The sequence below is a fragment of the Allobosea psychrotolerans genome (genome assembly GCF_002917105.1).
GTDB classification, from domain to species: domain Bacteria; phylum Pseudomonadota; class Alphaproteobacteria; order Rhizobiales; family Beijerinckiaceae; genus Allobosea; species Allobosea psychrotolerans.
In genome coordinates, this window is sequence record NZ_PQFZ01000002.1 from 317,848 (window position 1) to 331,897 (window position 14,050).

Annotated in this window: 14 protein-coding genes; 7 read left to right on the top strand and 7 right to left on the bottom strand. The window is 66.0% G+C overall.

Going from position 1 to position 14,050, the window contains the following annotated elements:
- Nucleotides 1-27: 27 nt before the first annotated feature.
- From gmk to fabD, 7 genes are all read right to left on the bottom strand, one after another.
- A complete protein-coding gene (gmk, locus tag CYD53_RS04485; protein ID WP_103716919.1) occupies nt 28-675 on the bottom strand; it encodes a guanylate kinase in 648 nt (215 codons plus the stop codon).
- Nucleotides 676-681: 6 nt separating this feature from the next.
- Nucleotides 682-1,563: a YicC/YloC family endoribonuclease gene (locus CYD53_RS04490; RefSeq protein ID WP_103716920.1), complete on the bottom strand. Its 882-nt coding sequence runs from the start codon at nt 1,561-1,563 to the stop codon at nt 682-684.
- Between the two features lie 234 nt (nt 1,564-1,797).
- Nucleotides 1,798-3,186: an endolytic transglycosylase MltG gene (gene mltG, locus CYD53_RS04495; protein ID WP_245928079.1), complete on the bottom strand. Its 1,389-nt coding sequence runs from the start codon at nt 3,184-3,186 to the stop codon at nt 1,798-1,800.
- Between the two features lie 146 nt (nt 3,187-3,332).
- A complete protein-coding gene (gene fabF, locus CYD53_RS04500; RefSeq protein ID WP_103716922.1) occupies nt 3,333-4,598 on the bottom strand; it encodes a beta-ketoacyl-ACP synthase II in 1,266 nt (421 codons plus the stop codon).
- Nucleotides 4,599-4,652: 54 nt separating this feature from the next.
- A complete protein-coding gene (locus CYD53_RS04505) occupies nt 4,653-4,886 on the bottom strand; it encodes an acyl carrier protein (protein ID WP_054207921.1) in 234 nt (77 codons plus the stop codon).
- 259 nt (nt 4,887-5,145) lie between these two features.
- Complete coding sequence (fabG, locus tag CYD53_RS04510) at nt 5,146-5,883, bottom strand: 3-oxoacyl-[acyl-carrier-protein] reductase (RefSeq protein ID WP_103716923.1); 738 nt, start codon at nt 5,881-5,883, stop codon at nt 5,146-5,148.
- A gap of 31 nt (nt 5,884-5,914) precedes the next feature.
- Nucleotides 5,915-6,859, bottom strand: a complete 945-nt coding sequence (fabD, locus tag CYD53_RS04515; protein WP_103716924.1) for an ACP S-malonyltransferase — start codon at nt 6,857-6,859, stop codon at nt 5,915-5,917.
- Between the two features lie 328 nt (nt 6,860-7,187).
- Between fabD and rpsF the strand changes: the two genes are divergently transcribed.
- From rpsF to radA, 7 genes are all read left to right on the top strand, one after another.
- Nucleotides 7,188-7,652: a 30S ribosomal protein S6 gene (gene rpsF, locus CYD53_RS04520; RefSeq protein ID WP_103716925.1), complete on the top strand. Its 465-nt coding sequence runs from the start codon at nt 7,188-7,190 to the stop codon at nt 7,650-7,652.
- A 3-nt stretch (nt 7,653-7,655) separates the two neighbouring features.
- Complete coding sequence (gene rpsR / locus CYD53_RS04525; protein ID WP_038367644.1) at nt 7,656-7,901, top strand: 30S ribosomal protein S18; 246 nt, start codon at nt 7,656-7,658, stop codon at nt 7,899-7,901.
- Nucleotides 7,902-8,063: 162 nt separating this feature from the next.
- Nucleotides 8,064-9,005, top strand: a complete 942-nt coding sequence (locus CYD53_RS04530) for a DUF2232 domain-containing protein (RefSeq protein ID WP_103716926.1) — start codon at nt 8,064-8,066, stop codon at nt 9,003-9,005.
- 35 nt (nt 9,006-9,040) lie between these two features.
- Nucleotides 9,041-9,604: a 50S ribosomal protein L9 gene (gene rplI / locus CYD53_RS04535; protein ID WP_092165833.1), complete on the top strand. Its 564-nt coding sequence runs from the start codon at nt 9,041-9,043 to the stop codon at nt 9,602-9,604.
- Nucleotides 9,605-9,772: 168 nt separating this feature from the next.
- Nucleotides 9,773-11,260: a replicative DNA helicase gene (locus CYD53_RS04540; protein ID WP_103716927.1), complete on the top strand. Its 1,488-nt coding sequence runs from the start codon at nt 9,773-9,775 to the stop codon at nt 11,258-11,260.
- Between the two features lie 13 nt (nt 11,261-11,273).
- Nucleotides 11,274-12,404, top strand: a complete 1,131-nt coding sequence (alr, locus tag CYD53_RS04545; RefSeq protein ID WP_103716928.1) for an alanine racemase — start codon at nt 11,274-11,276, stop codon at nt 12,402-12,404.
- A gap of 170 nt (nt 12,405-12,574) precedes the next feature.
- The gene (radA, locus tag CYD53_RS04550; RefSeq protein ID WP_103716929.1) at nt 12,575-13,972 is read left to right on the top strand and encodes a DNA repair protein RadA; all 1,398 of its coding nucleotides are present in this window, start codon (nt 12,575-12,577) and stop codon (nt 13,970-13,972) included.
- The last annotated feature ends 78 nt before the right edge of the window (nt 13,973-14,050 follow it).

Below are 14,050 nucleotides of genomic sequence, written 5' to 3' on the forward strand. Positions count from 1 at the left end.
CCGCTTTTCAGGCCGATGCTCTGGCTGCTACGGCAACGCCTCACCGAGCAGGCGATCGACGAAATCCTTGAGGCCGGTCGCCCGGCTGCGCTTCAGCCGCTCCGCCGTCAGGATCGCCTTGATCGATTCATAGGCCGCACCGAGATCATCATTGATGATGACGTAGTCGTACTTCTCCCAGCGCGCGATCTCGTCACGGGCGTTGCCTAGGCGCTTGGCGATGACCTCGGGAGCATCCTCGGCGCGGCGCACGAGCCTGGAGCGCAATTCGGCCATGGAAGGCGGCAGGATGAAAATGGTGACGACATCCTCGCGCGCTTTCTTGACGATCTGCTGGGTGCCCTGCCAGTCAATGTCGAAGAGCACGTCCCGGCCATCGGCGAGCGACGTCTCGACATCCTTGCGCGGCGTACCATAGCCGTTGCCATGGACCTCGGCCCATTCCAGCAGCTCGTTATGCTGGCGCATGGCGTCGAACGTCGCGCGATCGATGAAACGATAATGCACGCCGTCGATCTCGGAGGGACGCTTGAGCCGCGTCGTCACCGAGATCGACAAATCAAGATTGTTCTCGTTCTGCGACAGATTGCGCGTCAGCGTCGACTTTCCCGCCCCGGACGGCGAGGACAGGATCAACATAAGCCCGCGACGGGCCGGGCGAACGGCGTCAGCCATCAGCGCTCACTCCACATTCTGCACCTGCTCGCGCATCTGATCGACGACGGTCCGCAGCTCCAGGCCAATCCGCGACAAGCCCGCATCACCCGCCTTGGCGCAAAGGGTCGAGGCCTCGCGACCGAACTCCTGCGAGAGGAAATCGAGCTTGCGACCGATCGCGCCGCCCTGGTCGAGCAACACCCGCAAGGCGGCGACATGAGCATGCAAACGGTCGACCTCCTCGCGGATATCGGCCTTTACCGCCAGCAGGGCCGCCTCCTGATGCAAGCGTTGCGGATCGAGCGCCGGGCTTGCCTCCATCAGCGCCTGCAACTGCGTGGCCAGTCGCTCACGGATCGCATCGACGCCGCGGGCGGGGTGGCTCTCGGCCTCGGCCGTGAGGCGGGCGATGCTGTCGCGATGCCCGCAGAGGACGGCTTCGAGCGCACGCCCCTCGCTTGCCCGCGCCTCCTTCAAGGCCAGCACGACGGCCTCCAGCCCCTTCAGCGCGGATGCCTCAACGGCTGCGAGCGCGTCCTGGGCTTCTTCGGTGAACTCAACCACGCCGCGAATGCCGAGCAGCCCGTCATAGGAGGCTGGTCGAATGGCATCCGATGCAGGCAGGCGTGATACCGCCTCCAGAAGCGTGGCGAGCGCCGTTTCGTTGATCCGCGGACGCGGCGGACCCGCATCGCTGGTCACCGTGAGGTTCACATGCAGGGTTCCACGCGAAAAAGCGCTGGAGATGCGCTTGCGCGCGGCCTCGGCAATGCTCTCGAAACCCGGCGGCACACGCACACGCGCATCCAGGCCACGCCCGTTGACGCTGCGGATTTCCCAGGCCCAGGCATGGATGCCCACGGTGCCGGCGACGCGGGCAAATCCCGTCATGCTCTCGATGGCCATGGAAATCCCTGTCTCTGCCGCAACAACGCGGCGGACCCTAGAGCCGGATGATGTCTGATGGAATCACGAAGTGATCCCATCAGACATCTGAATCCGTCTCTCATCCAAAAGTGAAAGCAGGATGCGAAAAACCGGTTCCCACTTTTTCGCCTCCTGCTCTAGTGACAGGTATCCCGGCGAGCAAGGCTTGCCGCCGCCGCGTCCCGGTCCAGGATGTGGATAGAGCCCGGATGGCTAGGGGCGCAGCGAAGGCACCTGCTTGGGGCTGTTCAGATCGAAGCTCTTGTTCAGCAGGGGATCCCGCGGCGTGCCTTCCGAGGCGTCGAAGGCGCGGGCCCGCCCAGTGACGCCAGCCTGAACGTTGGCGCCCGGCTGAGCCACAGGAGCACCCGCACGGCGGCTCCCCGGCGTCGGGAAGGTCTCGACATCATCCGTATCGGTGTTGGCCCGCTGCGGTCCAGGCGCCTCGGTGCGCGTATCGGGCGCCGGCGGTGGCTCGACCTTGTCGACGGAGGATTCCGACGGCGGCTTGCCCGGCTCGCGACGCCCGGCCTCGAGCTGGCGCCAGCGCCCGACATTGCGGTTGTGCTGGTCCAGCGTCTCGGCGAAGGCATGGCCGCCGCTGCCGTCAGCAACGAAATAGAGCTCCTTGGTCCGTGAGTGATTGACCACGGCCTCCATGGCGGCGCGGCCTGGATTGGCGATAGGCCCCGGCGGTAGACCGTCGATGACATAGGTGTTGTAGGGCGTGGCCTGGGTGATCTCGTTGCGCTGGATCGAGCGGCCGAGCGTGCCCTTGCCTCCGACGAGGCCGTAAACGATCGTCGGGTCGGACTGGAGCTTCATCTTGCGGTTGAGGCGGTTGATGAAGACGCCAGCCACGCGCGGCCGTTCATCAGCCCGGCCGGTTTCCTTCTCGACGATGGAGGCCAGGATCACGAGCTCCTGCGGCGTCTTGATCGGCAGATCGGCAGGGCGCTTGGTCCAGATCGCGTTGAGGGCGATGCGCTGGTCGCGCGTCATCCGATCGACGATGGCCTGGCGGGTCGAGCCGCGCTGGAACTTGTAGGTATCGGGCAGGATCGAGCCTTCGCGCGGCACCTGGATCACATCGCCGGTGAGAAGCTCGTTATCCTTCAGCCTGGCGATGATCTGCTCGCTGGTCAGCCCCTCCGGCACCGTGATCGAATGCTCGACGGCCTTGCCCTCGGCGATGATGTCGAGAATCTCCTGCTGGCTGGCGCGCGCCTTGAAAAGATATTCGCCGGCCTTGAGCTTGGTCCAGTTGCCGGTCACCAGCGCCGAGACGCGGAAGGCCCAGGGGTGCTCGATCAAGCCCTCGCGCAGCAGGAGATCGGAGATCTCCGTCAGGCCGCTTTCCTTCGGGATGATCAGGACACGGTCGCTGGCGAGCGGGCCTGGTGCCTTGCTCTGGCTGCCGATCACGGCAATGCCGGCGCCGACGACCCCGGCCAGGACCAGCAGCGCCGTGAACAGGCCGCTCATCATGGCGATGAAAGGGCTGCGACGGCGACGGCGCGCCTTTGGCGGCGGCGCTGGGGGAGCGACCGGCTTGAGTGCCTCGCTGGGGCTCTTGGGGGCGACGCGGGGCGACTGGTTCACGGTTCGACGCTCGCACTTCTTCAAATCGATACAGGTTTCGTGCCGCCGGCGAGCCGGGTACGACCAGCAAGCCAGCCTGTCGTGGTTTCGACCGGCAGACTAGCAGAAATTATGGCGAAAGCGCGCTGCCCCCCGAAATCCGGAGTTCAGTCGACGTAGCGCCGCATAACCAGAGAGGCGTTGGTCCCGCCAAAGCCGAAGGAATTCGACAGCACGGCGTCGATGCGGCGCTTCTTGGCGACATGAGGCACGAGATCGAGATCGGTCTCGACGGAGGGGTTGTCGAGATTGATCGTCGGCGGCGCGACCTGGTCGCGAATCGCCAGGATCGAGAAGATCGCCTCGATCGCGCCGGCGGCGCCGAGCAGGTGGCCCGTGGCCGATTTGGTCGATGACATCGCCGGCTTGCGCGAGGCATTGGCCAGAAGCCGCTCGACCGCGCGCAGTTCGATCTCGTCACCGAGCTGCGTCGAGGTGCCATGCGCGTTGACATAATCGAGATCGGACGCCGTCAGCCCCGCCCGATTCAAGGCCGCGGACATGCAGCGATAAGCGCCGTCGCCGTCTTCCGAAGGCGAGGTGATGTGATAGGCGTCACCCGACATGCCGTAGCCGGTGATCTCGGCATAGATGCGGGCGCCGCGCGCCAAGGCGTGTTCGAGTTCCTCCAGCACGACGACGCCGGCGCCCTCGCCCATGACGAAGCCGTCGCGGTCCTTGTCGTAAGGGCGCGAGGCCTTCTCGGGCGTGTCGTTGAAGCCGGTCGACAGCGCCCGGCAGGCGCAGAAACCTGCAATGCCGAGCCGGTTGATCGCCGATTCCGTGCCGCCGGCCACCATCACCTCGGCATCGCCGAGCGCGACCATGCGAGCAGCGTCGCCGATCGCATGAGCGCCGGTGGAGCATGCCGTCACAACCGCGTGGTTGGGGCCCTTGAGATGGTTCTCGATCGAGACATAGCCTGCCGCCAGATTGCTCAGGCGGCCGGGGATGAAGAAGGGCGAGAGCCGGCGCGGCCCGCGCTCCTTCAGCAGGATGGAAGCTTCATAGATGCCGCCGAGCCCGCCAATGCCGGAACCGATCGCGACACCGGTCGCGGTCTGATCCTCATAGCTCTCGGGTGCCCAGTTCGCATCGGTCAGCGCCTGCTTGGCCGCAGCCATCGCAAAGACGATGAAATCATCGACCTTGCGCTGTTCCTTCGGCTCCATCCAATCGTCGGGATTGAAGCTGCTGTCGGTTCCGTCGCCACGCCGGATGTTGCAGGCGATCCGCGCAGGCAGATCGCTCGCGTCAAAACTCGTGATCGGCCCGGCGCCGCTGGCGCCGGACAGAATGCGAGCCCAAGTCGGCTCGACGCCACATCCAAGCGGCGTCACCATGCCGAGGCCGGTGACGACGACACGTCGCATCGTAAAACTGCGTGAAACCATGGGACTTTCGGCGGCGAGCGACCTGAAGGCTGCTCAGGCGGTCTTCGACAGGAACTTGACGGCGTCGCCGACGGTCACGATCGTCTCGGCCGCATCGTCAGGGATCTCGACGCCAAACTCTTCCTCGAAGGCCATCACCAGCTCGACGGTGTCGAGGCTGTCAGCGCCCAGGTCTTCGATGAAGTTCGCGCCATCCACGACCTTCTCCGGCTCGACGCCGAGATGCTCGACCACGATCTTCTTCACGCGCTCGGCGACATCGCTCATGGGTCTCTTCCTTAAAGCTTGAAACACACCGCTGGATCGCGACGCGTATAGGGGAATTGCACTTCCCGTATCCCGCCTCACCAGAATGGTGCCGGCGGGCCGGAACTCTCGAAGCCTGCACAAACGCAACAACCGGGTCCTCGTCAAGTCCCCTCGGCACCTGCGCTGCAGCGCGACGGCGCTCAGTAACACAGGCTGTGGAGGCTGGCGAGAGTACAAAACCCTCTTTAAAAACTTTTGAAAAGCTTTATCAAGCCATTCAAATCATTGTCATTCCGCCGTTGACGTGCAGAGTCTGCCCCGTCACGTAAGCGGCCTCGTTGCTGGCGAGGTAGGCAACCGCGGCAGCAACATCTGCGCCCGAACCCAGCCGGCCCATCGGCACGTCGGACAAGATGCCCTCGCGCTGCTTTTCATTGAGCGCCTGCGTCATCGGCGACTCGATGAACCCAGGCGCGACGATATTGACGGTGATGTTGCGGCTGGCGACCTCGGCCGCGAGCGCCTTCGACATGCCGATCAGCCCGGCCTTGGAGGCCGCATAATTGCCCTGCCCGGGATTGCCGGTCGTTCCGACGACGGAGCCGATCGAGATGATACGACCATAGCGCCGGCGCATCATCGTCTTCACCGCCGCGCGCGAGAGCCTGAAGGCCGCGGTCAGATTGACGGCGATGACGCTGTCCCAATCCTCGTCCTTCAGGCGCAGGAACAGGTTGTCGCGCGTGACGCCGGCATTGTTGACGAGGATGTCGAGTCCACCGAGCTTCTCTTCCGCCGCCGGCACAAGCGCCTCGACCGATTCCTTGTCGGACAGATTGCAGGGCGCGATCACGGCCCGCTCGCCGAGCTCGGCGGCCAGGGCTTCCAGCGCCTCGACGCGCGTCCCCGAGAGCGCCACGGTCGCGCCCTGGCGATGCAGTTGCCGCGCGATCGCGCCACCCAAGCCGCCGGTCGCGCCGGTGACCAGGGCCTTCTTGCCTGTCAAATCAAACATGGTCTCTCCCTGTGTTCGGCGCCCCGCCGTTTCACCCGTTCCGGGTTTTGTAATTCGCAATATCGTCGGCCGTGCCGACGGAGATGGTGGCGGCTCCCGCAGCGATCCGCTTGATCAATCCGGCCAGCACCTTGCCGCTGCCGGCCTCGACGAATTGCGTGACCCCGGCATCGGCCATCGCCAGCACGCATTCACGCCAGCGCACCGTGCCGGTGACCTGCGCCACCAATGAGGCGCGAATCGCGGCCGGATCGCTCAGCGGCGCGGCCCCGACATTCGCCATCACCGGAACGACCGGCGCCTGCATCGAGACGGCCGCCAGCGCGGCGCGCATGGCCTCGGCCGCAGGCTGCATCAAGGCACAATGGAAGGGCGCGGAAACCGGCAGCAGCATGGCGCGCTTGACGCCGCGTTCGGCGGAAAGCGCGATGGCGCGCTCGATCGCCGCCTTGGCGCCCGACAGCACGACCTGGCCACCGCCATTGTCATTGGCCGCCTCGCAGACTTCGCCCTGCGCGGCGTCACTGGCTATCGAGCGCGCGAGATCGAGCTCGGCCCCCAAAAGCGCTGCCATAGCGCCCTGCCCGGCCGGCACGGCCTTTTGCATGGCGTCGCCGCGGATGCGCAGCAGACGCGCCGCATCCTTGATGCTGAAGGTCCCAGCCGCCGCGAGCGCCGAATACTCGCCGAGCGAGTGGCCGGCGACGAAGGCCGCGTCGCGCTTCAGATCGAGCCCGGCCTCGGCCTCGAGCACGCGAATGACCGCGAGGCTGACGGCCATCAGCGCCGGCTGCGCATTGGCGGTCAGCGTCAATTCCTCGGCCGGCCCTTCCCACATCAGGACCGAGAGCTTCTGCGAGAGCGCAGCATCGACCTCGTCGAACACGGCTTTCGCCTGAGGGAAGGCCTCGGTCAGGCTCTTGCCCATGCCCACGACCTGGGAACCCTGGCCGGGAAAGATGAACGCTGTGGTCATTTCAGGCAAACCTCGATCGTCACGCCATAGTGATCAAGACGGCGCTGTCACATTGCTGGCGAGCTCCCGTCAAGCAACTCATGCGACATTTCCGCTGTCCACACGGGTTCTTTGCACTGATTTTGGTTGCGCGAGGCGTCGTCAGCCTGTAACGACCCGCTTCTGCTTGTTCGGCCGGAGGCTGAACGGATGGCGTGCTTTCGCCCGCAGGTTCCTAACCAGGACCGTCATCCCGTGTCTCCGCCTTCGATGAAATCCTGTCGGGCCTGTTCCAGGGCTCGGAGGGCTCCGCGCCGGGCGAAGCAGGGTGAAACAGAAAGGCCACTCAATGGCATTGTACGAGCATGTCCTGCTCGCGCGACAAGACGTCAGCGCGCAGCAGGTCGAGGCCCTTGTCGAGCAGTTCAAGGGCATCATCGAGGCGAATGGCGGCTCGGTTCCGAAGGTGGAGTACTGGGGCGTCAAGTCGCTCGGCTACCGCATCAAGAAGAACCGCAAGGCGCATTACTCGCTGCTGAACATCAACGCCCCCTCCGCCGCCGTGCTGGAGATGGAGCGCCAGATGCGCATCAACGAAGACGTCCTGCGCTTCCTGACCGTTCGCGTCGAGGAGCTCGAAGAGGGTCAGTCGGCCATGCTGCAGAAGCGTGACCGCGACGACCGTGGCGATCGGGGCGACCGCTTCGATCGTGGCGCCGGCGGTGGTGACCGGTTCGACCGCGATCGTGGCCCGCGCCGCGACCGTCCGCGTCGTGACGACGAAGTCACCGAAACCACTGGCGCGGAGGTCTGAGCCATGTCGACTGCATCAGCCGGCGCTCGCCGCCCCTTCTTCCGCCGCCGCAAGTCCTGCCCCTTCTCGGGCGAGGGCGCTCCGAAGATCGACTACAAGGATGTGCGCCTGCTCTCGCGCTATATCTCCGAGCGCGGCAAGATCGTGCCGTCGCGCATCACGGCGGTCTCCGCCAAGAAGCAGCGTGAGCTCGCCCAGGCGATCAAGCGCGCCCGCTTCCTTGGCCTGCTGCCCTACGTCATCCGCTGAGCGGATTTGAGACTGCCCGGCGGCGCCCTGGCGCCGCCGGTTCATCGAAACGACAACCCATGGTCGCCCAGTGGTGAAACTCCACCGGGTATGTTGAGGCGAAAAGCCTCTCACCCTGTCGGGCCGGAAGGCCAGCGAACAGCGGGACAGCAGGACGAAAGCATGCTTCCGATCGTCGGCATCGGCGCGGGCCTGGTAGCGGCCCTGCTCTTCGCGGTGGTGATCACTGGATCGCCGCTGGCGGCATTGCTGTATTCCGCCGCCCCCCTTCCGATCTTCATCGCAGCGCTCGGCTGGAACCACCGCGCGGGCCTTGTGGCCATCGCCGCGGGCGCGCTCGCGGTCACTGTTGCGCTCAGCCTCACCGCAGGTGTCGGCTTTGCCGTCATCATCGCCGTGCCGGCCTGGTGGATCGCCTATCTCGCCTTGCTGGCGCGCGAGGAGGCAGGCGCTTTCGAGTGGTATCCGCTCGGCCGGCTGCTGCTCTGGATCGCTGGAACGGCCGCACTTGTCACCGTCGGCAGCGCGCTCGTGATGACAACGGATTACGAGGCGTATCGCTCCGTCATCGCCCGCATCATCGAAAACCTGCTCACCGAGATGGTGCGCGCCAAGCTGATCGCGCTGCCCGCCGATGTCCGGCTGCCGGAACTCGCCCAGAGCCTCGCGCCAGCGGTTCCGGTCGGTATAGGCGCGTCCTTCGTCACCACGATCACCGCCAATCTCTGGATCGCCGCCAAGGCGGTTCGTATTTCGGGTCGGCTGCCGCGGCCCTGGCCGTTCATCCCCGCCACCACATTGCCGCGCCAGGCGCTGCTGCTGCTTGTGCTCGCCATGGTGACGGCTTCGCTCGGCGGCTTCGTCGGCGTCGCCGGCGCGGCGATGACCGGGGCCTTGCTTGCCGCCTTCATGTTCAGTGGGCTCGCGCTCCTGCATGACGCCTCACGCGGCAAGGCCTGGCGCACACCGATGCTCGTCTCGGTCTATGTTGCGCTCATCGTCATGCAGGCCGTCCTGACGCCGCTTTTGGCTCTGGCGGGCCTGCTCGACACCCTTCTCGGCCTGCGCAAGCGGGTCGCACTGCCTCCACCACCCAACGCCTAAGCCCATCAACCAAACTCAAAACGGAGATTAAGACCATGGAAGTGATCCTGCTCGAACGCGTCGCCAAGCTCGGCCAGATGGGCGAAGTCGTGCGCGTGCGCGATGGCTTCGGCCGCAACTACCTGCTCGCCCGCGGCAAGGCGCTGCGCGCCACCGAAGACAACCGCAAGCGCTTCGAGACCCAGCGCATCGAACTCGAGACCCGCAATCTCGAGCTGAAGTCGGAAGCCGAGACCGTCGCCGAGACGCTGAACGGCCACTCGGTCGTGATCCTGCGCCAGTCGGGCGAGTCCGGCGTGCTCTACGGCTCGGTCTCGACCCGCGACATCGCCGAGTCCCTGACCGCCGACGGCTTCCACGTCGCCCGCAGCCAGGTGACGCTGAACGCCCCGATCAAGACGCTGGGCCTGCACACCGTCCCGGTCGTGCTGCATCCGGAAGTCTCGGTGACGGTCACGATCAACGTCGCCCGTTCGGCGGAAGAGGCCGAGCGCCAGGTGCGCGGCGAGAACGTCACGGCCCGCGAGGAATTCGACCTCGACGATCTCGGCCTCGAGGTCGGCGCGGCCCTGGCGGAAGCCGGCGAGGACGATCGCTGAGCTTTCTCGATTTCGCATCGAGTCAAGGGCGCCATGGCAACATGGCGCCCTTTTCGTTTGGTGGGCTGTGGAGTGCCGTGGATTGCGGATTCGGTGCTGGCGCAAACCGTCAGGGTGCTAGACTAAGCTACGTTCCGACTCATCCCTGACAGAACCTGTCCGCAGACCATGGCCACCGCCACCGCCCTCGTCGCCCGCCTCGAAAACCGCGAGGCCGAGTACCGCGTCCAGCCTCACAACATCGAGGCGGAGCAGGCGCTGCTGGGCGCGATCCTGGTCAATAACGACGCCTTCTATCGCGTCTCCGACTTCCTGCTGCCGGACCATTTCTTCGAGGCTATCCACCAGCGCGTCTTCGAGTTGATGTCGAGCCTTGTCCGCGCCGGCAAGATCGCCACGCCGATCACGCTCAAGACCTTCGTCGGCGAGATGGATCTCGGCGGCATCACCGCCTCGCAATATCTCGCCCGCCTCGCGGCCGAAGCGACGACGGTCATCAACGCACAGGACTACGGCCGCACGGTCTACGACCTCGCCATCCGCCGCCAGCTCATCGGCGTCGGTGAGGAGCTGGTCAATGTCGCCTATGACGCGCCAGTCGACATGGCGCCGCGGGAGCAGATCGAGGACGCCGAGCGCAAGCTCTACGAGCTCGCCGAAAAGGGCCGCTATGAGGGCGGCTTCCAGAAATTCGACAATGCGCTGCGCACCGCGATCGACATGGCGGCCAACGCCTATGCGCGCGCCGGCGGTCTCTCGGGCATCTCTTCGGGCCTGCGCGATCTCGACCAGCGCATGGGCGGCCTGCAGCCCTCCGACCTGATCGTCCTCGCCGGCCGCCCCGCCATGGGCAAGACGTCGCTTGCAACGAACATCGCCTTCAACATGGCGAAGGCCTGGCGCGGCGAGCGGCAGCCGGACGGTACGCTCAAGACCGTCGATGGCGCCATCGTCGCCTTCTTCTCGCTCGAAATGTCGGCCGATCAGCTGGCGACCCGCATCGTCGCCGAACAGTCTGGCATCTCCTCCTACAAGATCAGGCAGGGCCGCATCACCGAGGCCGACTTTGCGAGGCTGACCGATGTCGCGGCGCAGATCGAGAAGCTGCCGCTCTATATCGACCAGACCGGCGGCATCTCGATCGCCCAGCTCGTTGCCCGCGCCCGCCGATTGAAGCGTCAGAAGGGGCTCGACGCCCTCTTCATCGACTATCTGCAGCTCCTCTCCGGCTCGTCCAAGAACAGCCAGAATCGTGTGCAGGAATTGACCGAGATCACCACCAGCCTGAAGGCGCTGGCCAAGGAGCTTTCCGTTCCGATCATCGCGCTTTCGCAGCTCTCGCGCCAGGTCGAAAGCCGCGACGACAAGCGTCCGCAGCTCTCGGATCTGCGTGAATCCGGCTCGATCGAGCAGGACGCCGACGTCGTGATGTTCGTCTATCGCGACGAATACTACCTCAAGGGCAAGGAGCCGCGCCCCGGCACCGAAGAGCACAACAAGTGGCAAATCGAGATGGAAGCCGCCCATGGCGTGGCGGAGCTCATCATCGGCAAGCAGCGCCATGGCCCGACCGGTAGCATCGCCCTCCAGTTCGACGCGGAGGTGACGCGCTTCTCCGACCGCGCGGACGACCTCCGGCTTCCGGATCGCGAATGAGCACGGATCGCGAATGAGCACCTTCGATTCAACCGACGCCGCGACCGCCGGCGCCATCCTCACCATCGATCTCGGCGCGCTTGTCGCCAATTGGCGGGCGCTGGGCGCGCGCGCAGGCGCGGAAGCCGGCGCAGTGGTCAAGGCGAACGCCTATGGCATCGGCATCGAACCGGCGGTGACGGCGCTCGCCAGGGCCGGCTGCCGCAGCTTCTTCGTCGCGCATCTCTCCGAGGGCATCCGCGTGCGCAGCGTTGCCCCCGATGCAGCGGTCTATATCCTCAACGGGCTTTTGCCCGACACATGCGGCGTCTATGCGGAACACGGTCTGTCGCCCGTGCTCGGTTCGCATGAGGAACTGCTGGAATGGGCCTCCTTTCGCCAGACCGGCGCACAGGTCCGGCCTGCGGCGCTGCATGTCGATACCGCGATGAACCGGCTCGGGCTCTGGCCCGGCGAGGGGCTCAACCTGGCCCGCGAGCGCAGCGGCGTGATCGCCGCGGCCGGGATCGGGCTGGTGATGAGCCATTTCGCCTCCTCCGAGGACGAGGCGGACCCGGCCAATGCCCGCCAGATCGCGGCCTTCGCCGAGATCGCGGCCGCATTCCCCGACACGCCGGCCTCGCTGAAGAATTCTTCCGGCCATTTCCTGAAGGACTGCCCGTCCTATCAGCTGACCCGGCCAGGCTATGCGCTCTATGGCGGCAACCCGACGCCGGGCCAGGCCAACCCGATGCAGCCCGTCATCGGCCTGGAAGCGCGCATCATCCAGTTGCGCGAGGTCGAGCCCGGTACACAGGTCGGCTATAATGGTCGCTGGACGGCCAAGAGCCGGCGCAAGCTCGCCACCATCTGCCTCGGCTATGCCGACGGCTACCCGCGCAATGCGAGCTGGACCGATACCGTCACCGGCGGCTCGGCGCTGGTCGGCGGTGTCATCTGTCCTTTCGTCGGCTCTGTCTCGATGGATCTCATCATCGTCGACGTCACCGACGCCCCGGCCGGCGCGGCGGTTCGCGGCGCGAGCGTGACCTTGATCGGCGGCTCGCTCGATATCGAGACGGTCGGTGCCGGGGCCAAGACGGTCGGCTACGAGATTCTGACCAGCCTCGGCCGGCGTTACGCGCGCCGCTATGTGGGGTTGTAAGCACGTTGGCAGGCGAGCCCACCACTGTCATTCCGGGGCACGGCGCAGCCGTGAACCCGGAACCCACGACCGGGCGCGCGCCTTCCACCGTGCTTGGAAAATGTCGCGTCCCGTCATGGGTGCCGGGTTCTTCGCTGGCGCGAAGCCCCGGAAAGACATCGTAAGACGCAATGGCCAAGCGCGGTCCCACTTACATCTGCCAGGCTTGCGGGGCGGTTTATCACCGCTGGCAGGGCAAATGCGACGCCTGCGGCACCTGGTCCTCGCTATCTGAGGAAGCCCAGGCCGCGCCAGTTCCCGGAGGCCGCACCTCGTCGAACGGCAAGGCGCGCGGACGCGTCTTCGCCCTGGAGACGCTGAAGGGCGACACACAGGACGCGCCGCGCATCAAGGCCGGCATCGGCGAGCTCGACCGTGTCACCGGCGGCGGCTTCGTGCCAGGCTCGGTGCTGCTGATCGGCGGCAATCCCGGTATCGGCAAGTCGACCTTGCTGATGCAGGCCTGCGCCGCGCTGGCGCTCTCCGGCCGCCGCGTCGTCTATGTCTCGGGTGAGGAATCCACCGGCCAGGTCCGCTTGCGCGCCGAGCGCATGGGGCTGGCCGACTCCCCAGTCGATCTGGCGGCGGAGACCAATGTCGAGGACATCATCGCGACCTTGGGCCAGGGCAACCGCCCTGCCCTGGTGGTGATCGACTCGATCCAGACCATGTGGTCGGGCGAAGTCGAGAGCGCACCGGGCACCGTCACTCAGGTTCGCGGTTCGGCGCAGGCGCTGATCCGCTATGCCAAGACCAGCGGCGCCTGCCTGATTCTCGTCGGCCATGTCACCAAGGACGGGCAGATCGCAGGCCCGCGCGTCGTCGAGCACATGGTGGACGCCGTGCTCTCCTTCGAGGGGGAAGGCGCGCATGCCTTCCGCATCCTGCGCGCCCAGAAGAACCGCTTCGGCCCCACCGACGAAATCGGCGTCTTCGAAATGACCGGGATGGGCCTGTCGGAAGTCACCAACCCCTCGGCGCTTTTCCTCGCGGACCGGGATCAGGCGGCGCCGGGTGCCGCGGTCTTTGCCGGGATCGAGGGCACGCGGCCCGTGCTGGTCGAGATCCAGGCCCTGGTCGCTCCGACCTCGCTGGGCACGCCGCGCCGCGCCGTGGTCGGCTGGGAGAACAGCCGCCTGGCCATGGTGCTTGCCGTGCTCGAGACCCATGGTGGGCTCAAGCTTGGCCAGCACGATGTCTATCTGAATGTCGCCGGCGGCCTGCGGGTCAACGAACCTGCCGCCGATCTGGCGGTCGCCGCCGCGCTGGTCTCATCGCTGAGCGGGGCGATCCTGCCGCCGGAATCGGTCTATTTCGGCGAGATCGCGCTGTCGGGCGCGATTCGGCCGGTATCGGTCGCGCCCGCGCGCTTGCGCGAGGCTTCCAAGCTTGGCTTCGAATCGGCGCTGATGCCTTCAGGCGGCGCAGATACAGGCGATGGCGGCGGGCTGGTGCTGCGGCGCTTCGGCCATGTCACCGAGCTTGTTGCCGATATCGCGGCGCGAGCACCTCGCAGAGATGTGAAATGACTCGGACGCAATGGTGACGCAGGCCATGCGAGCGCGTATAGCAAAAACGATGTGGCCCGCCCATTTCGCGCAGGCCTT